We start from the raw sequence: 255 nt of genomic DNA, 5'->3' as shown, positions 1-255 counted from the left end.
ATCTATGCTGAAGTGTACAAGCATTGGGTCAAAATATTTGCTGTCGTCTTTGGTTTAGGCGTGGTATCAGGCGTGGTAATGTCCTACCAGTTCGGTACCAACTGGGCAGTATTCTCTGATAAGGCTGGTAACGTTTTAGGCCCACTACTCGCTTATGAAGTATTGACAGCGTTCTTCTTAGAAGCGTCCTTCTTAGGTATTATGCTATTTGGTTGGGGTCGCGTGAGCAAACGTATGCATTTTGCTTCAACCGCC

At 45.5% G+C, this 255-nt stretch carries 1 protein-coding gene; it reads left to right on the top strand.

From position 1 onward, the window contains the following. Positions 1-255, top strand: a 255-nt coding sequence (locus SB772_RS43310; protein WP_410838937.1) for a cytochrome ubiquinol oxidase subunit I, incomplete at both ends; no start/stop codon positions are given.

It is taken from the genome of Paraburkholderia sp. SIMBA_030 (assembly GCF_046535245.1).
GTDB lineage: Bacteria > Pseudomonadota > Gammaproteobacteria > Burkholderiales > Burkholderiaceae > Paraburkholderia.
The sequence above is the reverse complement of the archived record's forward strand: the minus strand, read 5'-3'. Positions and strand labels throughout refer to the sequence as shown.